This is a genomic window from Enterococcus italicus DSM 15952 (assembly GCF_000185365.1).
Classification (GTDB): Bacteria; Bacillota; Bacilli; order Lactobacillales; family Enterococcaceae; genus Enterococcus_G; species Enterococcus_G italicus.
Genome location: NZ_GL622241.1, coordinates 1,102,958 through 1,123,900, shown reverse-complemented (window position 1 = coordinate 1,123,900; position 20,943 = coordinate 1,102,958). Strand labels below are relative to the sequence as shown.

Annotated in this window: 22 protein-coding genes and 1 pseudogene; all 23 read right to left on the bottom strand. The window is 33.5% G+C overall.

The window, feature by feature from the left end; genetic code table 11:
- On the bottom strand, window positions 1-789 hold a 789-nt coding region (locus HMPREF9088_RS05310; RefSeq protein ID WP_007208131.1), incomplete at its 3' end, for a glycosyltransferase family 2 protein.
- Entirely contained in the window at window positions 786-1,577 is a 792-nt protein-coding gene (locus HMPREF9088_RS05305; protein WP_007208130.1) for a glycosyltransferase family A protein, read from the bottom strand. The genes HMPREF9088_RS05310 and HMPREF9088_RS05305, both read right to left, overlap by 4 nt.
- Window positions 1,577-2,836 carry a glycosyltransferase family 4 protein gene (locus HMPREF9088_RS05300; RefSeq protein ID WP_040366491.1) on the bottom strand — a complete coding sequence of 420 codons (1,260 nt, stop codon included), beginning with the start codon at window positions 2,834-2,836 and terminating at the stop codon, window positions 1,577-1,579. The genes HMPREF9088_RS05305 and HMPREF9088_RS05300 overlap by 1 nt, the downstream gene beginning before the upstream one ends.
- 20 nt (window positions 2,837-2,856) lie before the next feature.
- Entirely contained in the window at window positions 2,857-3,483 is a 627-nt protein-coding gene (locus tag HMPREF9088_RS11440) for a hypothetical protein (protein WP_155802031.1), read from the bottom strand.
- The gene (locus HMPREF9088_RS11435) at window positions 3,465-4,424 is read right to left on the bottom strand and encodes a DUF2142 domain-containing protein (protein ID WP_007208127.1); all 960 of its coding nucleotides are present in this window, start codon (window positions 4,422-4,424) and stop codon (window positions 3,465-3,467) included. The genes HMPREF9088_RS11440 and HMPREF9088_RS11435 overlap by 19 nt, the downstream gene beginning before the upstream one ends.
- A 4-nt stretch (window positions 4,425-4,428) precedes the next feature.
- Entirely contained in the window at window positions 4,429-6,309 is a 1,881-nt protein-coding gene (locus HMPREF9088_RS12360; protein ID WP_248632124.1) for a rhamnan synthesis F family protein, read from the bottom strand.
- Window positions 6,310-6,536: 227 nt separating this feature from the next.
- Window positions 6,537-7,493, bottom strand: coding sequence for a glycosyltransferase family 2 protein (locus HMPREF9088_RS12355; RefSeq protein WP_007208125.1), 957 nt, complete (start codon window positions 7,491-7,493; stop codon window positions 6,537-6,539).
- Window positions 7,494-7,538: 45 nt separating this feature from the next.
- Complete coding sequence (locus HMPREF9088_RS05285; protein WP_007208124.1) at window positions 7,539-8,780, bottom strand: ABC transporter ATP-binding protein; 1,242 nt, start codon at window positions 8,778-8,780, stop codon at window positions 7,539-7,541.
- Window positions 8,781-8,782: 2 nt separating this feature from the next.
- On the bottom strand, window positions 8,783-9,586 hold the full coding sequence (locus HMPREF9088_RS05280) for an ABC transporter permease (protein WP_007208123.1): 804 nt from the start codon (window positions 9,584-9,586) through the stop codon (window positions 8,783-8,785).
- A 101-nt stretch (window positions 9,587-9,687) separates the two neighbouring features.
- Window positions 9,688-10,611 (bottom strand): IS5 family transposase, encoded by a 924-nt coding sequence (locus HMPREF9088_RS12350; RefSeq protein WP_007208122.1) that lies wholly within the window; start codon window positions 10,609-10,611, stop codon window positions 9,688-9,690.
- Between the two features lie 30 nt (window positions 10,612-10,641).
- Window positions 10,642-11,124, bottom strand: a complete 483-nt coding sequence (locus HMPREF9088_RS12345) for an IS5 family transposase (protein WP_007208121.1) — start codon at window positions 11,122-11,124, stop codon at window positions 10,642-10,644.
- A gap of 585 nt (window positions 11,125-11,709) precedes the next feature.
- Window positions 11,710-12,738 (bottom strand): DUF2142 domain-containing protein, encoded by a 1,029-nt coding sequence (locus HMPREF9088_RS05270; protein ID WP_007208120.1) that lies wholly within the window; start codon window positions 12,736-12,738, stop codon window positions 11,710-11,712.
- The gene (locus HMPREF9088_RS11430; RefSeq protein ID WP_007208119.1) at window positions 12,738-13,106 is read right to left on the bottom strand and encodes a hypothetical protein; all 369 of its coding nucleotides are present in this window, start codon (window positions 13,104-13,106) and stop codon (window positions 12,738-12,740) included. The genes HMPREF9088_RS05270 and HMPREF9088_RS11430 overlap by 1 nt, the downstream gene beginning before the upstream one ends.
- A gap of 54 nt (window positions 13,107-13,160) precedes the next feature.
- Complete coding sequence (gene rfbD / locus HMPREF9088_RS05265) at window positions 13,161-14,006, bottom strand: dTDP-4-dehydrorhamnose reductase (RefSeq protein WP_007208118.1); 846 nt, start codon at window positions 14,004-14,006, stop codon at window positions 13,161-13,163.
- An 83-nt stretch (window positions 14,007-14,089) separates the two neighbouring features.
- On the bottom strand, window positions 14,090-15,118 hold the full coding sequence (gene rfbB, locus HMPREF9088_RS05260) for a dTDP-glucose 4,6-dehydratase (RefSeq protein WP_040366489.1): 1,029 nt from the start codon (window positions 15,116-15,118) through the stop codon (window positions 14,090-14,092).
- 10 nt (window positions 15,119-15,128) lie between these two features.
- Window positions 15,129-15,710 carry a dTDP-4-dehydrorhamnose 3,5-epimerase gene (rfbC, locus tag HMPREF9088_RS05255; protein WP_007208116.1) on the bottom strand — a complete coding sequence of 194 codons (582 nt, stop codon included), beginning with the start codon at window positions 15,708-15,710 and terminating at the stop codon, window positions 15,129-15,131.
- Window positions 15,698-16,582: a glucose-1-phosphate thymidylyltransferase RfbA gene (rfbA, locus tag HMPREF9088_RS05250; protein ID WP_007208115.1), complete on the bottom strand. Its 885-nt coding sequence runs from the start codon at window positions 16,580-16,582 to the stop codon at window positions 15,698-15,700. Before rfbA ends, rfbC begins: the two co-directional genes overlap by 13 nt.
- Window positions 16,583-16,655: 73 nt before the next feature.
- Entirely contained in the window at window positions 16,656-17,363 is a 708-nt protein-coding gene (locus tag HMPREF9088_RS05245; RefSeq protein WP_040366487.1) for a glycosyltransferase, read from the bottom strand.
- A complete protein-coding gene (locus tag HMPREF9088_RS05240) occupies window positions 17,360-18,202 on the bottom strand; it encodes a glycosyltransferase (protein ID WP_052607483.1) in 843 nt (280 codons plus the stop codon). Before HMPREF9088_RS05240 ends, HMPREF9088_RS05245 begins: the two co-directional genes overlap by 4 nt.
- Window positions 18,199-18,982, bottom strand: a pseudogene (locus HMPREF9088_RS05235) (glycosyltransferase family 2 protein). The gene HMPREF9088_RS05240 and the pseudogene HMPREF9088_RS05235 overlap by 4 nt, the downstream one beginning before the upstream one ends.
- Window positions 18,983-19,161: 179 nt before the next feature.
- Window positions 19,162-19,392, bottom strand: coding sequence for a hypothetical protein (locus HMPREF9088_RS05230; RefSeq protein WP_007208111.1), 231 nt, complete (start codon window positions 19,390-19,392; stop codon window positions 19,162-19,164).
- Between the two features lie 132 nt (window positions 19,393-19,524).
- Window positions 19,525-20,115, bottom strand: coding sequence for a C39 family peptidase (locus HMPREF9088_RS05225; RefSeq protein ID WP_007208110.1), 591 nt, complete (start codon window positions 20,113-20,115; stop codon window positions 19,525-19,527).
- A 534-nt stretch (window positions 20,116-20,649) separates the two neighbouring features.
- On the bottom strand, window positions 20,650-20,943 hold a 294-nt coding region (locus tag HMPREF9088_RS05220), incomplete at its 5' end, for a peptidoglycan bridge formation glycyltransferase FemA/FemB family protein (RefSeq protein WP_007208109.1).

Genomic DNA, 20,943 nt, shown 5'->3' with positions numbered 1-20,943 from the left:
TATAATTTGTAATTGAATTGGCATATTATTTTCCTCATTACTTATTTTTTTTATATTTTTTTGAATATAAAATCCAAAAATTATCGATAAAGACACATTTACCATGTATGATACTGAATTTCGAAAACTAATACTCGATTTACCAGTTTCTCGTTCAAACATTTTGACTCCTACTTCTTTAACTCGAATATTGTTGGCTAATAAATAAATATAACTTTCGGGTTCAGGATATTTAGAAGGATAGCGCTCGACAAACTGTTTAATTACTTTTTGATTTGCCGCTCGATAGCCACTAGTTACATCTTTTATCTCAAACTTTGTTAAACTTTTTATTAACGATGATAAAAGCTTTATTCCAAGTTGCCGGGCTACACTAGATTTGAAATCAGAAGTACTATCTTCTATAAATCTTGAACCAACTGTAAAGTCAGACTGATTTTTTATAATTGGGTCAATTAGATTATTTAAAGATTCAATATCATGTTGTCCGTCACCATCAAACTGAACAGCGATGTCATAATTAGACTTCATTGCATACAAGTATCCAGTTTGCACTGCACCACCGATTCCCAAATTATTGATTAATTCTATGTTATTAATTTTATTTTTTTCCAATATCTCCTGTTCATCGTCTGTTGAACCATCATTTATAACGATATAGTCGATGTTGTATTCTGACTCTGAACAATATTTCTTAACTCTTTCAATTACCTTAATAATACCTTCCGATTCATTATATGCTGGTATTATTAAAAGTATTTTTTTATTTCCATAATTTTTTTCTCTCACTTATTGGATTTTTGATTATAGACATAAAAATTCATCAACTGCTTTGCAAAAAAAGTAGACCAGTACCTTTTAAACATCATCAATTCTTCTTTTTCTCTATTATGATCTTGAGTATTTGCCGTTGTTTCTGATTCTTTATGAATTCTATGCGCCATCGCTCTATTTTTCAAAAAGGTTATGTTTCCCGGGTAAGACATAATTCTTTCCCATGCATCCCAATCAACTACCATTTTTAAATCTTCATTAAACTTAAAATCATACTTTCTTAATTTTACCATATTATAGCTGACTGCAGGGCAACATATGAAATTTCCAAATCCATACACCCTTCTTTGAAACCATTTAATTTTACAAACAGATAGCACACTTAATCCAAATGTTTTAATTTTTAAATTCAAATTTCTTGGCTTGATTTCACCCTTTTCATTGCTTTCAACGTAATCAGTAAAAACTATATTGGTTTCTTTACATTCCAATAATTGCTGTAAAACCAAAGATCCATAATTTTCAAAATAAATATCATCTTGATGAACAATTGTTGCATATGGCGTTTTTACATTTTCCAAAGCTTGATTCCAATCCGAACCAATACTCTTTCGATTTCCAATAAATAATTCTAGATTATATTTCTTACAAATATCAAAAATATGCCGATTGGGTGTACTAGTATACACAATAACGTTGGATTGATTGTTTTTTACTGTAACTTGGCTCATACAAGATTTAATAGATTTTTCTAGATATGAAGACTCTTTATAGGCACAAATTACAAACGTATGTATGATCACTATTTTACTCCTCTTATCATATATTTAATTCTATAATTTGCCTTACTTAAAAAAAGACGTATACGGTATTCAAGACTTGCAAGTTTACTTCTTTTTGTATTATACATTAACAAATTCTTAACATGCCTGATTGAATTCGCACTATATTCATTATTGGTATTTATAGTTTTTATTATGTCTTCATAACAAGTTTTTGGTTGATATAAAGCATGAAGGTCATCTTTTTTGGCTATTAATTTCCTTGATAACTCTTCTTGGTTCGTTAACGTTTGTTGGATTTTATTTTTTAGTTGAACAATATCACCACTATTATAAAACTCCCCTGCCTTGAAAATTTTATATGCTGACATATGTCCTAAATTATTAGAAATAATTGTCGGAATTCCATTTAAAATGGCTTCAACATAAACTAATCCAAAAGTTTCATTTTTTGAAGGAAAAACACAAATATCTCTACTGGTTACTTCTTTCCATGGGTTTTCTCTATAACCAGTAAAGATCACATTCTTGATTTTATTACTTTTAATGTATGCATCACATTCAGCTTTATACTCATCATCCCAGTCGCCTATTAAAACCAATTCCTTTCCTTTATCGAGAAAATTTAACGAAGCTTTTATTAACTCTAATTGATTTTTTCTTTCATTTATTCTTCCAACTGAAACTATTCTAGAGTAGTTTCCTTTGGCAATTTCAGTTTTTTCTACCTTAGTATAAGGAACAAAGCTTTTTATTTTCTTATTCATCATTTGCTGCAATTCACTTGAAAGTTCACCAGCAACTGCAAAAATTTCATTACTAAAGTTTTGAACAAAATCTATTTTATTTTTATAGTATGCGAATTCATTTTTGGGAAATTCATGAATTAACCAAAAATGTGGTATGGACTCACATGCAGCGGCTAAACAACCCAAATAAACATTTACAGTATTGCTAATTACTAAATCTATTTCGAATTCATTTATAATTTTCGTAATTTCCAATATTGTTTCTCTATACGAATTGGCTCGTTCCTCATCTGTCCCAAACAACGTTCCTGGTGCATCCTCCCACCACCATTTAATTGGTGACACAAACTTTGTCTCAATCTCCTTATTCAAAAAAAAGTCATAGTATTGTCTATTTGCTTCTTTATTTCCAGGTGCAATATTTAAAATTTTATATCCTTCTCTCTTCAATTCCATCATTAAATTAGAAATTGAAATCTCAGCCCCATTATCCAATGTTCCTGTGGGTGAGATAAACAATATGTTTTTCAAATTTATTTCAACCCCATTCTTTATAAGTAAGCGTACATACCAACACAAGTATTTAAAAACAATAAAATATATGATGTTTTCATAAAAAATACAGACAGCTTACTTTCATTCAAATCATTTATTAGATTTAATTTCTGTATGCTTGGTGACAATAGCAATGGTAATAGGGGAATCATATAAAAATGGTACCTCCCTTGAACACCTCCGATATGTAAATCCCCTAGTTTGTATACTCTAGGGTCACCTGATATTGCATAAAAAATTCCAATCGTAATTACAAAGAAAAGAATACTGATGCCCCATCTAAAGAAATTGTTAACCTGTATTTTCAAAGTTGCACTCAAAAGCAATAAAGATATAAGAAAATAGATAAAATTAATACTTGATATTAACTGGGAAGGACTTATGAATGGCCATGGACTACTGATTGAATTTTGAAATGTCACAAACACATCTGAAAAACTTCTGAGTAATAAGGCAAGTGTATAAAATGGATGATTAATAAAAAACATAAGTCTTTCAGGAACTAAGGTATTAACAACAGCAGAAGAACCAGCACTTGCTCCTCCTGAAAAAAGAAAATTTAGAAGTGTCTCTTGTTTTATCCATATAGTAACCAGAATACAACCTAGTAACATTGGTAACAAGGAAATATATTTTTCTTTGGATGAAAAATATTTTTTTTTGGAATAAACATTGGTAAGAATAAAAGTAAAGCAACAGGAGCCTTGCAAAGAACAAAAGCGGAACAAACCAAAGAATAAACCAATACATCTTTCACACGTATTGTCTTTTCTTTAGATGTGTACATATTAACAAACAAAGAAATTACAATAATAGTCAGACCATAGTAGAGCGAGTCATAGCTAAAACCAGCAGTTATCCATAACGTATACGGAATTGTGGATGCAATGAATAAGGGAATTTTAAACTTCTTACTAATCGAAATACCAAGAAAAACTAAAAGTGCATAAAAAACTACATTAAAGAACCTACCTAGATAATAAGATACCATCAAACGATCACTAATTTTTCTACCAATAAAAACCCCAAGTGCAGATGGATAATATGCAGGATTATTAATCTTTCCACTCTTATCATTTGTCCATTTTGAATTGTATTCAGCAGGAATGTTCTTCAGATTTCTAAATTGTGAATCATATAAATTTGTATTTAGCGGAGAATTATATTCCTGCTTACTTGGTAATTTAGTTACAGCTAAAAAGTCAGGAGAGATCATCAAAAAGTTTTTTTCATCCGATTGATTTCTAAAATTCCCATCAGCTATTTGCAATACATGATAATAATGCGTATTTTCATCTAAGTTGTATCGAATAGGCATAATTAATGCATTGGCTCCACCTAGTATCATAATACAAATGAATGCATTCCACGCTATTTTTTTTTCATTATTTAAAGAACTAAACAATAAGAGGCAAATCATCGCACTAAACACTATTAAAAGATACAATTTAGGCCACATTGTTTGTTGATATTGAACAATGAACTGTGCAAAAAAAAGTGAAATGAGGAAGAAAAAGACAACAGTCTTATTTTTATACTTAATTAAGGGTTCAATCAATTTCATTACTTTAATTTCCTCCTAAAAACATAGTTAATTCATCTTCGTGTTTTTTAGTACAACAGTGGAGTCGTACATAATCATATGCATTTTCAGCTACTTTTTCTCTTTTATCCGAATGATTGATAAGATATGAAAGGGTATTGAACCAATCATGATCATCCACTAAAAATCCAGTTTCTCCATTTTTAATCATTTCCTCAAATGAGCCAATTTTACTAGCCACAGTCGTCACTCTCACAAGTGAAGCTTCGATCCATTTTATTTCCGACTTTGCTTCATTAAAAATCGATTTTGTCAATGGACCAAGATTAATATCAACTTCGGATATAAGGTAAGGGAGTTCTTTCCAATCAACAAATGCATGAATTACTACCCGACCTTTAAAAATTTTTAATTCCTCTGGTAAATCTATATGCCCTACTAAATGTAATTCAACATTTTCATACTCATTTAAAATTTTCAAAATTGCATGCTTGATAAGATTAAAATTTTCATTATGTGTAATTGATCCAGAAAAATATCCGATTTTGACTATATTTGACAGTTTTTTCTTATTTAACAAATAGGCTTTTTCCGAAATATTTATTAATTCATTGCTTGCTAAATTTCGATTTATAAATACTTTTGGTTTGTACTTTTCCATTTCTTTTTTTAAAGCCTTTGTTGTGGCTATTGCACCATCACATAGTTTAAGCATATTTTCATATCCTCGAACCCCCAAATCATAATTTCTTTTTTCATTTGGAGAAAGATTTTTCACATAGCTTAATTGATTTGTATATTTAGTATCGATTACTAAATCATCAATATCATACAATACAGGTTTGCCATATTTTTTCGCTAATTGAACCATTAAGGATAGCTTGTCAGAATAAGTGGCTCGATAAATAATAATATGACTAGCATTCTCGGCATATCCCATCTCAAAAGAAGAGGCGTTTACTTTCCAAACATTATACCCTAATGATCTTAACTGCTCTACTTTGTTATTGACTCTATAAGTTGTCAATTGTGGTATAACATTTTCTACCCCATCAATAATCAAAATATATTTTTTATGCGTGCGTTTTTTTTCTTGATTAACAATATCATTAATAATGGATATAGGATAGTCAGATTCTGTTTTAATATACTCGATTAAATCTGGAATCTCTGTTTTTCTAACCAAGCCTTGCCACAGAAACTTATCATCATCATAATTGGAAAAAGCACTATATTTAACAATTGGTACACCCTTTTTAATCATTTTCAACGGATGTATATACATAGGACTATCTTCGTTATAATTTGTAACAGCGCCTTGTTTAAAACCTAAATCTTCAAAATATCTAGTAAAAACTGTTTCATGTTTTCCAATGGCTTTTTCTCTAGAATTTGTGTCCTCTAACGAATCCCAATATTCAAAGAACTTTTTATTTGAAAAAAGAGATTTTTCAATTACAAGAAAGAAAGATTGAAGATGTTTAGGAATATAGCCATACGGATTCATTCCAGTGAAATCCGGTTGTTCTTCACCGTAAGAGATCCCCCACAAATCAAGTTGACGTTTTTCCATTTTATCAAACATTTTACTTAACTCAAAAAAAGGACCGACGTTCGTATCGTTCACTAGTAGTAATTCATCATAGTTTTCAATTAACTCTTCTTTTATCAAATTGATACCATACCTAAATGCTGCTGTATCATATCCAGTATTCTCTCTGATATGGACCTCGCCAAACACTTTCAATTCGTTTAAAGATTTTGTATCTAGCTGAGTATTTGATACGATGACTATTTTGTCTACCAACTTTGCAATTTTATCTAAGAAAAACAACTTATATTTTTGAATACGTGAACCATTTTCATAGATAACGAAAATCATTATACGTTTTGGATCGCTATACACATTTTTTTTTCTTTCAAAATTCCGCAATTGTGTATATATCAGTCGCTTGAATCGTAATTGTTTCTTTATTTTTCGAATAACTCTCAATGACAAATGATAGACTGCTCTCCCTAATGACTTTGGATTCTTAACGATCTGAATGGTCCGTTTGACAAAATTAACTATTTTATTACCAACTCTATAGGAAGTAGAGTTTATTACCATTACATAGTCATCTTGCTTCGCTTTTAATAGATTTGACAATTCTTCATTTTTTTTGTTTGATAATTTAAGCTTATTTTTTCATTGATCAATTCAGCCCTATGATTCTCAATTTCCTCTTTATATTTCTCAGATAGTGTAATATTTTTCTGGTCAAGAGTTTGATTATTTTTTTCTAAATCCAAAACATAATTAGTAACATCGCTAAGATGGGTCACCAAATCGAAAATTCTCTTTTCCATACCCAAAATAGTCGTTTTTAATGTGTAATTAATTTCATTCGGTATTAAATCTAAAAATTTACTTATTATATATAAATAAATTTCGTAATAGTACTGTTCCGAATTATGATTTCCTTGCCTCGAAAGAGAATTTGATAAAACGCGATAATTTAAATAAGTATCCTTACAATATAGTGACTGAGCATTATTTCTTATGATTAGATTTAAAACGAAATCATAATCCTCTAATTTTTTATAATTTAAAAAAGTATCATAACGAATGTTTCCAATTATATCAGTTCGAATTAAAGAGCAACTATCTATATAGTTACCCAAAAGAAGACTTTCCAAAGAATATTCTCTGGCTTTCATGAAAGTTTTATCAGAGTTAGCCTCCTTTAAGTCTGCATAAATGATATCTTTGTTTGTTTTCTCTGCCAAAACATATAACTTTTCAATATAATCTCTAGGTAAGTAATTATCACTATCCACAAATAATACATATTTGGATAGTTTTCTTGATAATGCAATATTCCTCGCATTGACCAATCCACCATTTTTTGTTAAAAAAATTTTTTCGGCAGGAAATGGTGAGTTGAGTAGGAGTTTCTTAATTTTTTCTACAGAGTCATCCGTGGAAGCATCATCTATAATTATTAGTTCAAGCTTAGAGAACGTTTGACTGAATATACTTTGAATGCATTCTTCAATATAATTCGAATGATTGTACGAAGTGACAACAACCGTTACTAAATTCTCCATATTTAAATTATTCCTTCCACTAAATTTTTTTAATAGCACAGCTTATTAATAATTATTTAACCAGCTACCATTCCTTGTTATCACACCAGTACTGGAATCTCTTTCACTTTGTTTCATATTTGGCTTAGGAGAAATGATGATGATTGGAGCATGTATTCCACTAGCAATTGCCAAGGGCTCATGTTTGCTATTCCTTACTGAAACAATTAATTGTAATTTACATTGATTTATATTATCTAATGAACAACGATATCGGTATTTTTTTTTACCCAACCCATCTGTCATATTGTCAAATGAGTTATCATTGTACATCCAAAAATTTCTGTCAATATCTGTTAAGGAAAAGGCAATATATGTTTCTATGTTATCTTGAACTTCATATTCAACATCAAATTCTATCACTTTATTACTAGATTCCACCAACTCATCCGAAATAAGACTAACTTTAAAATTAGAAATAACTGATAGCTCTTCTTTAGTTATTTCTTCTTTTTCTTTGCTTTCAGCTATTTCGTTATTCTCAATGACTGTTGATGCACCTTCTTGAAAAACATTGTCCAAAGAATATTGATTAGCTACCTCATCAGGCGTCCCATATATTTTTATTTTTCCTTTATCAATCAATAGTGCTTTATTGCAATATTTTCTTACAGCTTCCATTGAATGAGTAACAAGGATAATTGTTTTTTGTTCTTCTTTAGATTGCATAAAATAATCATTACATTTTCTTTGAAATGCTTCATCTCCGACTGCCAAAACTTCATCAAGCACGAGAATATCACTTTTTGCTCTAATAGCTACCGAAAAAGCTAATCGTACCTGCATTCCACTCGAGTAATTTTTTAACTTTTGCCCCATAAAATCATGTAATTCAGCAAAATCCACAATATCTTCATACATTCTGTCTATTTCTTTTGGTGAGAAACCAATAAGTGCACCATTTAAGTATACATTTTCTTTACCAGTTAATTCTGGGTTGAAACCTACACCCAGTTCTATAAAAGAAACTAATTTCCCGTTCACTTCAACAGAACCAGAGTCTGGAGAATAAATTTGGGAAATAATCTTCAGTAAGGTAGATTTCCCACTACCGTTTCTTCCAACTATACCCAAGAAGTCTCCACGATTAACTGAAAATGATATATCTCTTAAAACATGCTGTTCCCTGTATCCCTTTATCCCTTTAAAATAGTTTACAATAGTTCTTTTTAGACTATTCGTATTTTCTGTAGGCAATCGAAAAGACTTCTTCACACTATTCACTTTAACAACGATATCTTGGACCATAATCAGATCATCTCCGCAAATTTATTTGAATTCTTAGTAAACATAGCATAACCAAGAAATAGTGTGGCTATGGATAAAATATACGGGATAAGAACTATAAAATGGTTACTAATTAACATCCAAACTGTAATATTTTTATCACTTACCAATAAATATCTTAAATCCTGCATTATTTGAGCTAACGGATTTAACATCAGAATTTTAGCTATTTTAGGTGAATAATTGATTACCAAACTCACTGGATAAATCATCGGTGTCATATACATCAATACCTGCAGTACAACTTCCCAAATAGGACCAATATCTCTAAAACGGACATAAATAGTTGCTAATATAAACGATATTCCTAAACTAAATATATACAATTCTAAGAGTAATAACGGTGCTAAAAAAGCAAAAATCGAAATATTCACACCGTTGATTATTCCAAACAAAATAACTATCATCAAGCTAATTAATAAGTTTATCATAGCATTTAAAGAGATTGATATAACTATTATCTGTTTAGGAAAATTGAGTTTTCTTATCAAATCCCCTCGAGAAACGATACTGGACATTGACAAATTAGTTGTCTCATTAAAAAAGCCCCATAACACTGTTCCTAACAACAAAGCAACAGAAAAATGAGGAACATCTGCTCCAAATTTAAGAAATCGTACAAATACTACATACATTACAGCAAATAGCATTAACGGTTTTAAAACCGACCATACATAACCCATTAAACTTCCTTGATATCGCAATTTAAAATCCGTTTTAACTAATTCTCTTAGCAAAACTCTATTTTTTTTCTCAAAGATTTGCAAAACAAGTCCTCCATTATTTTTAAATTTTTTCTACAATTCTTAAAAAATTATACTCGACTGTAGATAGAAACTCAACCAAACAATTGATTCTTGAGTTTTAATTAATGTCTACTGAACAAATAGCGCATCTCTAAAAGTCTTTTGAATACAGCTAATTGTTTCCAAAAATAAAATTTTTGATTTTTCCCAAAAAAAGTGTGCAGAAAATCTGCCGTCAATTTTGACAGATTGAGTGCGATAACGCTTAGATCTATGCTCGTAAGAGTCGTTTCTTTTAACTTTGTGGTAATGAGATTGGCGCCAAAACAGCGTTTCATTTTACTGAAGCTTCGTTCCACTTCTATTCGGTAAACGTTATCTTTGTAGTCTTGTTCTTTCTCTCGGACCTCGTCTTTTTTAGACCTTCCTAAGGCTGGACCAGATAGTCGAATGCCCCGACCTTTACAATAGCTGAGGTTGCCGCGGTTTCGATAAATTTTATCCGCCAATACTCGCTCTGGATAACAGCCATGACGGTCGTGGTAGTGCCTTACGGCACCAACTAATACTTCCGATTCGTTATTGGCTTCAAAGCTGCTTTTTTCGGTACGGCCAAATCCTTGATCGATACTCAAATCGAATTTGGCTCCAAATTCGACGGCTGCTTTTTGTTTTCCTCTCACAATCGGACGAACCCAAGGCTGATGGAAACTCACAATACGCTCTGCAACGGAATGTATTTTGTTGTCATACATGAATTGTTGTTGTTCATAAACTTTTTGAAGCTTTTCCCAGTCTCCCTGCAGGACCAGCGGAATGAGGATTCCTTGTTCTATAAATTCTTTGATCATTTTGATATCCCTTTTCACAAAAGAAAGGAGCTTGCGAATTTCAGCACGCAACCATCGTTTGGCTTTTTTCTTACGACGAACAATGCCTAAATACACACTTCGAGCTTTTTTTCGATAGACTCTGGGCTTTTTCAGTTTTTCCCCTTCACAAACAACATCGATGATTTTCTCGGCATGGGTACGGGCATCATTCAACAATTCTGTATCGGTTGGATATTTGATATTTTATGGAGCACAAGTGGCATCCAAAATCAATGTTCCGGAATTGAAATCATCATGAGAATCATTGTTCTTATCGTCTTTTTTCTTGTTGAAGACGAGTATTTTTTCATTGATTTCTATCAACGTTATTTCGTCCAAGCGTTTCCGGAAATAGACCATTGTAGAAACATCGAAAGGCTTGGCATCTTGATAGTCCGGTAAACCGATGAAGAACTGTAAATACGGGTTTTCTTGAATTTGTAAGACCGTTTCTTCGTCGCTATAGCTATATTCCTTTTGAATCAACAGAGCTCCGAAGGCCATGCGAAAGGGTTTTGCTTCGTTTCCTTTTTTATTACGAAAATTTTTAGCGTAGTCTTTTTCAAGTTCAGTCCATGGAATGATCTCTGCTTTTTGAATCCAACGGTTAGACGGATTCATTTTGAGACCTATCGGTTGATTGAAATCTTCAAAAGCCAATTGAACGGTTGTTTGTAATTTATACATGAAAAGCCTCCAAAATTGAGTGAAGTGCACGATTTATGCCAGTAATCCGAAAAAAATCATGCACCTATTATATCAAAAGTAAGAGGAAAATGTTGTTATATCAAGGAAACTTTACTGTTCAGTAGACATTAATTAAAAAAAGCAACTGCTCTTATTCTATATTTAGTAAACTCTGTTTCTACATTTTTTTGGAATGAATAAAATAAAAAAATTCCTTGTTTAAAATACACTCTTTATATACCTTGTATTTCATATTGTAAAACGAACTCAGCTAGTTCTCAGACAATACAAAGAATCGTGTATTTTGAGATTACAACACAAGTTAATAAGAAATATTTTACTATGAAAAATATTGAGCTTAAAACAAGGCGAAACATTTATAGTTTGATAAACGTCAACTTATCAAATTTTTTAAGGGAAAAGTGGATTTATGAATTGAAAAATTTCAAAAAAACTGAAAGCCTATTTAAATCAAATTACTAAACTATATTAACCTGTAAAAGTATTAATTAATAACACGTTTTTATCACTAGATATCTACCATGTACTTGTAATTTGTATTTCATCAAATCATACGAATTATCTTTATTTAAAAATGTAATGATGAATTCCTGATCGCCATTCATCAGCTGGTATCTGTAACACATAAAATTTCAATGATGTAATGGACAAATTTAAAATTAAAGAAACAACAATGACTACTAGAACTAATAAAATCAACCACTTATTAAAACTAACACTAATCTTTTTTGCAATTCTAGAAAAAATCGGTGCCAATAAAATAATAAAAGGGGTGAAGTATCTTCCCTGAGGTCCAGTAATAATTCTATTTGCGTAATCAGAAAAATTATTATCAACCGCGTAAGAAATCATAATTGCAAAAAAGTTAAGTACAAATACAATTAAAGCGCACGCGGTAAACCACCAAGGTAAATCTACTTTGTTATACGACAAAAATAAAAGAATCAACGTAGCAAATTGTATACCATAAAACCAATTTGGAATGCCCGCTGTAGTAGTGCCACTAATCAATTCTGTTGACAAGACTGTGTAGTAAGGTTCAAGCAAAGTAAAAACAATTTTTTTTGTAATAAAAACTGTTTGCTCAAAATATAATGTGAGTACTATTCCTCCAAAAACAAACATTGCAAAAAGTGATATCAAAATAATTGTTCCCTTATTAAAATTAATTTTTACTTTTTGTTTTATCAAATATAATAGAATTACAAAAGGAATAAGATAAAGTAATTTTGAATTCATCTTCGAATAATAAAGGATTATAGACGGGATTAGGATTCTAATAAAGAAATCTATTATTGAAATCTTCTCTTTTTTCTTAATATCTATTCCCATATTGATGCATACCATAATCATCAAAGAACATGCCAAATAATTATATGTATCATAACTTAAACTTGTAACAATCTGCATAACTGTTGGAGTCAATGAAATCATCAAAAACATATATTTATAGACTTTAGATGCTTTGATAATAAAAAAAATGCACAGGCTAAAAAAGATTACACTTAATATTCGAGCTGTCAGAATCATACTTCCAATAGATGGATAAATAAAATATCCAAGCTTTACGCCAATTGCGGGAACAACGTGCATTATATCTGAAAAATATGTTTTATCATTTTTTGTTCCATAATTTCCGCTAACACGTTTATCTGCTTTGTATTTTGGTATAAGAGGTAACTTTTTAAAAAAAGATTTTTATAATATAAATCATTTTTATACATTTCACTTATTAAAGTGAATGGAATTGGCTTTGACCCATAATCTTCTGATGTCACGCCAACTTCAGATCTATCCACTACGGTATCAGATATATACATGGCATTATCAAAATGGTAAACCGCATCTGGTTCAATGAAAAGGGGTTGAATAAGAGAAAATAGTATTCCAAAGCTTATTGATACTATTAAAAAAATTATTTCCGGATGTGGTAAAATTTTTTTTAATAACATATTGTACATAAACTATCTCCTAAACTAGTTCTTCAAATATACGCAATAGTTAAATTTATAAAATTAATTGTACTCCACACTCTCCAACATCATCTTCAATGCCTCTTCCCATGTAGGTATCGTAAACCCAGTGGCTTTTGCTTTACTTAGATCCATCACTGAATATTGAGGGCGGTGCGCTTTTTGTGGAAATTGGTCGCTAGTGACCGGCTGAACATCTACATCGGTGTCTTTCAAGATTTCTTTGGCAAATTCATACCACGTACAAGCATGGTCGTTTGATAGATGGTAGATACCATAGGGAATCTTTTTTTCTGTGGCAAAGGTCATAAATTCCGCTAAGGTACGAGTCCAAGTTGGCCGGCCATATTGATCGTTTACAACAGTCAATGTTGGATGTGTTTGGGCTAGTTTTTGCATTGTAAAGACGAAATTATGTCCATACTTTCCAAAGACCCAAGAAGTACGAATGATATAATACTTGCTCATGTATTTTTGCACAGCTTCTTCACCTGCTAATTTTGTGCGTCCGTATTCATTTAATGGATTTGTTGGGGCATCGGTTGCGTATTCTCCATCTTTTAATGTGCCATCAAAAACATAATCCGTACTAATGTAAACGAGAGTTGCTCCCACTGCTTCCGCTGCTTTGGCGACGTTCTCTGTTCCTTTGACATTTACCAATTCGTCTAGTTCTTTTCCTTCATCTTCTGCTTTGTCTACAGCTGTATAGGCGGCACAGTGATAAATGACTTTTGGTTGTATTTCTTTAATTTTTGCCATGGTCGCTTCGGCATCCGTGATATCCATTTCATGTGAATCTGTTGAAAGATATGCATGTCCTTGTTCATCTAGTAAATGGCGCAATTCCGTACCAAGTTGCCCATTTCCACCTGTTAATAAAATCATTGTTTGTTCCTCCTCTTATCCGAAAGAAAGGCAGGATGCGTCCTGCCTTTCAAGTGTGTATCCACGTTAACGCGATTTCACGTTTATTGACCATTTTTGGCGTAATTTGCTTCAACGGCATCTTTTTCTGCTTTCCACCACTCTTCATGGTCTTGATACCATTGAATTGTATCAGCTAAGCCATCATGGAAATTTGTGAATTGTGGTTTCCATCCTAATTCTTCTCTTAGTTTGGTTGAATCAATCGCATAGCGTAAGTCATGTCCCGCACGATCTTTTACATGATCATAGGCATGTTTGTCTTGTCCCATTAATTCTAAAATTAATTCCATCACTGTTTTGTTGTCTTCTTCGCCGTCAGCACCGATAAGATACGTTTCTCCTATTTTGCCTTTGGTTAAAATCGTCCACACGGCAGAAGAATGGTCGTTGGTGTGAATCCAGTCTCGGACATTTTTTCCTTCGCCATACAATTTTGGTCGAATCCCGCTTAAAACATTGGTGATTTGGCGTGGAATAAATTTTTCGATATGTTGATATGGTCCATAGTTATTTGAACAATTTGAAATGGTCGCTTGTAATCCAAATGAACGTACCCAAGCTCGAACCAATAAGTCAGAACCTGCTTTGGTCGACGAATAGGGACTTGATGGATTATAAGGTGTTTTGGCGGTGAATTTTTCACCTGGGCCATCGCCATGTCCTGGCAAGTCTTCTCGTAATGGTAGGTCGCCATATACCTCATCCGTGGAAACATGATGGTAGCGTACATTGTACTTACGACAAGCTTCTAATAAGGTATACGTTCCAACAATATTCGTTTGAACAAAAGGAAATGGATCTTTCAATGAATTGTCGTTGTGCGATTCAGCCGCATAGTGAACGACAGCATCTGTCTGTTTAACCAATTGATCAACAATTTCTGGATCGGCAATATCTCCGACAACTAGCTCCACTCGGTCAGCAGGAAGACCAGCTAAATTTTCTTTATTTCCAGCATAAGTTAGTTTATCAAGTACCGTTACATGAACATCTGGATGGTTATTTACGACATAGTGGACGAAGTTTGAGCCGATAAAGCCTGCGCCACCCGTTACAATAATATTTTTCATGGTTTTCTCCTTAGATTTCTCCATAAACAAATGGATTTTCTGCTTCAAACTCTTTCAAGGTTGGGTGATGTTTGTCTTTTTCAGATAAAATAGCTTTGGACTGGTCAATTGGCCACGTAATTGCTAATTCAGGGTCATCGAAGGCAATGCCTCCATCTGCCTCTGCGTTGTAATAGTTGTCACATTTGTATAAAAAGTTAACATTATCTGTCAAGGTCACAAAGCCATGTGCATATCCTTTTGGTACTAGCAATTGACGGTGATTAGAGGCTGATAAGATATAGCCTTCCCATTCTCCGTAAGTTGGACTGCCTTTACGAATATCCACAATCACATCAAGAACTGCGCCTGTTACCACACGAATTAATTTGGTTTGCGCTGCTTGTCCTTTTTGAAAATGTAAGCCACGAAGGACTCCCGGTTCCGTTGAAAGTGAATGATTGTCTTGAATGAAGTCAAAGTCGATGCCGGCTTCTTTAAAGTCTTTATCTGAATAGCTTTCAGTAAAGAACCCGCGATGATCGCCAAAAACGACCGGTTCAATAATTTTGACATCTGTTAATTTTGTGGCTGTAACTTTTAATTTTCCCATGAGTCTCCTCCATGTACCAGTCGTAATAAATATTGACCGTATTGATTTTTCTTAAGCGGTTGGGCAAGTTTTGCCAATTGTTCCCGATCAATGTAGCCCATGCGGTAAGCAATTTCTTCTAAACAAGCCACTTTCAAATTTTGTCTTTTTTCAATGGTTTCAATAAAAGTTGAAGCTTCCAAAAGTGATTCGTGCGTTCCGGTATCTAACCAAGCAAATCCACGTCCCATAACCTCCACTGATAAGTCGCCACGTTCTAAATAGGCTTTGTTCACATCCGTAATTTCTAATTCACCACGATCGGATGGTTTGATGTTTTTGGCAATTTCCACGACATCATGATCATAGAAATACAGGCCAGTAACTGCAAAATTTGATTTTGGTTTTGATGGCTTTTCTTCAATTGATAAGGCATGCATTTCTTCATCAAATTCAACTACACCAAAACGTTCTGGATCATTCACATGATAACCGAACACGGTTGCGCCTTTTTCCTTCTGTGCTGCTCGTTGCAACATTTTTGATAAGCCGCCGCCATAGAAAATATTATCTCCTAAAACTAAACAGACGCTATCATCGCCAATGAATTCTTCACCTAAGATAAACGCTTGTGCTAATCCATCTGGGCTAGGTTGTACCTTGTATTCGATATGAATACCTAAGTCGTGACCATTGCCAAATAATTCTTCAAAGCGTGGTGTATCATCCGGTGTTGAAATAATTAAGATTTCTTTAATTCCAGCCAACATTAAAATTGACATTGGGTAATAAATCATTGGTTTGTCATAAATAGGCATCAACTGTTTTGAAGTGGCACGGGTTAATGGGTATAAACGTGTTCCCGATCCCCCTGCTAAAATAATTCCTTTCATACATAAGCTCCTTTATTTTTTGGCATCTCACTTGCTATTTTACCGATAATTGTCACGAAAAAAAACCCTTTTTTTATTTTTTCCTCGATTTTTGACCGACATATGCCCAAAACAAATGCCAACGCCAACGAAACTTTTGGGTAAAAGAAGCCGTTGTGGCAATTTCACTGACATTATTTGCGTGCCGGCGATAATACGTAAGTGGTTCCTTTAAAAGATACACGTTTTTGTCCGCAAGCATCCCAAGCCACATATCATGCATTGGAATGTTTGGCGGAAATGGCAAGGCTTTATCTCGGAGTTGTGAGGTGATGGCCATCCCTGCACCGATAAATCCATTTTTTATTAACGTTTGCCATTTGCCAACTTTTACTTGTCGCAAGTCAAAATAGGAAGGATGAATGATCGTTCCTTGATCATCTACAATGGCTAAATCAGCCAGGACAATTTGGACGTCTGGGTGACTGTCAAATGCTGCAAGCATGCTTTTGACACGATTTGGTAGCCAATAATCATCTTGATCGGCCAAGAAAAGAATATTCCCTCGTGCTTTGCTTAGGACAAACGCGACATTGGCAATTACCCCTTTTTGTGGTCCATCGAATAAATGGATGCGTGCATCCTGTGCTTCAAATTGCTGCAGTAACGTTCTTGTACCATCGCTTGACCCATCGTCCGAAATTAAGACTTCATCTTCAGGTTTTAACTGCTGGAGGATACTGGTCAATTGTTGATCTAGAAAACGCTCGCCATTGTAAGTCGTCATACAAACTGAAATCATTTCCTCTTCCTCCGCAAATTTTGATAACTTTTCCATGTGGCACGCCAAATCGAACGATTGCCAACTGATAAAAACTGTTTAATTGTTCGCCGCTGCAATTGCTGCAAATGACGTTGCTTCTTTTCTATCTCCACTTCTGTATAATAGCGTGCCTCGGCTGCTAAAATCGATTGATAACGTTCTATGGTCATGGTTTGATAATGAAGAACAGAAAGGTCATGTTCTAAACAAATAGGGAGTACCTCTATCTTTTTGTGATGAACATGCACTTGATAAAACAACCAATGATCCAAAAAATCTAGCGGAAATTCCAACGAAAAACCACCTATTTTTTCTAAAAAATTGACTCGCCAAACACTCGCTGAATTGATTGCCATTACCCGACGATTGGTTACCCCAATTGGAGGGCAATGCCAATGGCGATCAATATAGGCATCGGCTAATAACGGAGAAATTTGTTTTTGGTTAGCAAACATTTGCGGTACCCGACAAACAACTTCGTCTAATGGTTGTTTGTCTGTAAGGATAGCCGCCAGATAGTCCTCTGTAAGCGTGGTATCTTGATCAAGTAAAACCAACCAATCATGATGATGCTTGCTGGCTTCTGCCAGTGCCAGGTTATACGCTGGCGCTAGTCCTGGATTTTCGGGATACTGTTGATAAGTAATGTTGGCTTCGCCGACTATTGGGACGTCCTGCATTTCAGGGCTATTGTCAATAATTAGTAAATGATTTCCTGGATATTCTCGTAAAAAGGTACTCAGTAGTTTGTTACTGGCCACAGCTGGCCATGTTTGGCGATACAAAACGAGAACAAATTGTAAACTGGGTTTGCTCAATAGAATTTCCACCCCCATTTTCTAAAAAAATTGCGCCATTGAACGCAGAAAAACTAAAAATAACTTGCCACTGCGATGGGCTCCCTTGCCATAAAGATGGGTAACCGTAGCGAACGGTGTATAGACGATTTTGTATCCAGCTTGCTCAAATCGCAAACACAAGTCATTGTCTTCAAAATACATGAAGAATTGCTCGTCAAATCCGTTAATCGCTTGAAATGCCGCTAAGTTTATCGCCATAAAACAACCAGATCCCATGCGGATAAGTGAATAGCTGTGATCAGATAGATTGCGACACTCATAATCTGCCAAACGCTGATCAAATCTTTTTTTGATAAATTGAAACGGAATAAATCGTAAGGCGTAATCAAAAACAGTCAACTTGTGGCGGACTAAAAATTGCGTCGTGCCATCTTCATTTAGCACTTTTGGTGAAACAACAGCCGTTTTACGAGAAAGCGGATTGTTATAAACAAGATTGGCTAGCTCCTCTAATGTCTGCCTATCAACTAAAATGTCCGGGTTACAAATCATAGCAGTTGTCCCTTTTGCGTTTCGCAACACTTGATTATGTCCATAGCCAAAGCCCCGATTTTCGGATGATTGGATGACTTTGACGAAAGAATAGGTTTTTATTCGTTCAACATAGGCTTGTTCGGATGCATTATCAAAAATAACCACTTGATAAGCAGCATCTGGTAAAAAGGAAGCAAATTGATCCAGCGTGCGAAAGATATCTTTGCTGTTATGTGTCACAATTGATATGATTATTGGTTCCATGGGGTCAATCCTTATCTTTAATTTGTCTTCTACATTCTGGTATTATACCATATTGCCCCTCTGTTCTTTTTAAAAAACGGGAAAAGAAGAAAAATTTGCAAAAACATAAGAAAAGAGTAGCGGGTCATTCTCCTAAAGATCACTTTCGCGAGAATGGGGCTACTCTTCTTCCTAGTTGTCTAACTAAAGAAATAATGCTCAGTTAACGATTTTTTGATATCAAAAATCTCTGCTTCAACAAGCGGGGTTTCAGATGCAATGGGCTTGTCAACAAGTTCGCAGTGCTCCACTTCAAAATAAATTTTATCCGCTGTCACCTTTTGAACTTTTCCTCTGATTGCACGGTGAAATCCTTTTGGCTTCACTTCATAACGCTCACCTATTTGAATCTCTTGAATATCTTTTACCATCTAAGCATCCCTCTTTTTTGTTTTGTCTTCTTATTAGTTTTAACATGTATTGAATAAATAGACAAGTCAATTTTGTAAAAAAAACAGCATTTTCTTCTTTAAACCCCAAATAGAGGAAAATGTTGTTGGAAATTATGAACGAACTACAACCGCAAATTTTCGTTCGTCGTAAATGGCTTGGAATTTCGTTAATGGAAGCCAATAGGTGCCACTTATTGGATCTGACACATGAACTTGTTGGGTGGTTCGATCAAAACCATCGAGCGTAACAGCATGGTTGTTGTTGGCCGCTCTACCGAATGACCATTCGGCCCATCGTAATGGTTCAAAATCAATGGAGACCCAAGCAATCACGGGATTTCCTTTACCGACTTGGTCCAATAACTCATTTACGGAACAGCCTGAAATATCGCTCACTTCCCCATATGTTTGTCCCCACTTTGCTAATGGCCCCGGATAAATAGCCGTGTAGGTCCAATCGTTTTCTTCAAAAGGGCTCCCAACAAATCCCGTCTCCGGGCTTCCATTTGTTGTTTGGGGTATTTCTCTTAGAAAGGAGACTAAATCCATATTGGTTAGCTTTCCTTTAAATTGCAAAGCCTGTAGTAAGGATGCCCCTTCACAGCCAGTTGGTGCACCAAGCGCGTATTGATCGTAGTTTGTAACATTTAATACTTGGCGCATGTTTCCATCATTCTCACTAAAAATCTGTGCACTTGCCATTTACACGCCTCTTTTCCAAACCATCTAACACAATTAATAACTACTAAATAATTAGATACGTTTTTTTACATTTGCAAGTTATTTTTACGACAATAATTCGTCCCATTTTCAAAGTTATGATAAACCATTGCTGATATCTCAGATTATTTATAAACAAAATTCAAAACAAAGACTCATCCGTAGTTCTCTATGAAATTTTGGTTAACAATGTAAAAAGAATCAGTGTTCCAATAAATAATAAGTTGCTTTTAAATGTCGTTAAATACAATGACTCTTATTAAAATCATGGAAAGAATCTAACCATAATGACCTTAAGTCTAGAACCTTATTTTCTAGATAAAATATGCACACATCAAAATAAAGGTATCCAATTAAAATGACTTTTTACATGATTTATATTACCTTTATTGAATTTGAACGAAGCTATTGCAATTTTCCAATTATATTTAATTGTGAAAAAACATCAGAATACCACAAGAATAGCTGTCTTTGAGTATAATAGCAAATAATTTATTAACTTTTATAGCAACTTTTCTACATTCTTCCAAATAATTTTTTTACGGTATGAATCGTTTGATGTTTTACTGGATTGGGATAATAAATAAATGTCCCAATTTTTTGAACAATGTGTCCATTAAAATGCTTTTTAAAATTTAAAATTCCATCTGTACCGTCGAAATTACCAGAAATTCCATAGAAATTGTAAGTAGCAATTTCTTTTTTTATACTTCTCTTCATGGCTTCATTCTGAATAAGGTATGGAGAATATAATTTTCGATATTTATCATTCGTCCCCGAAATAAAATACGTAGTTTCAAATTTATTATA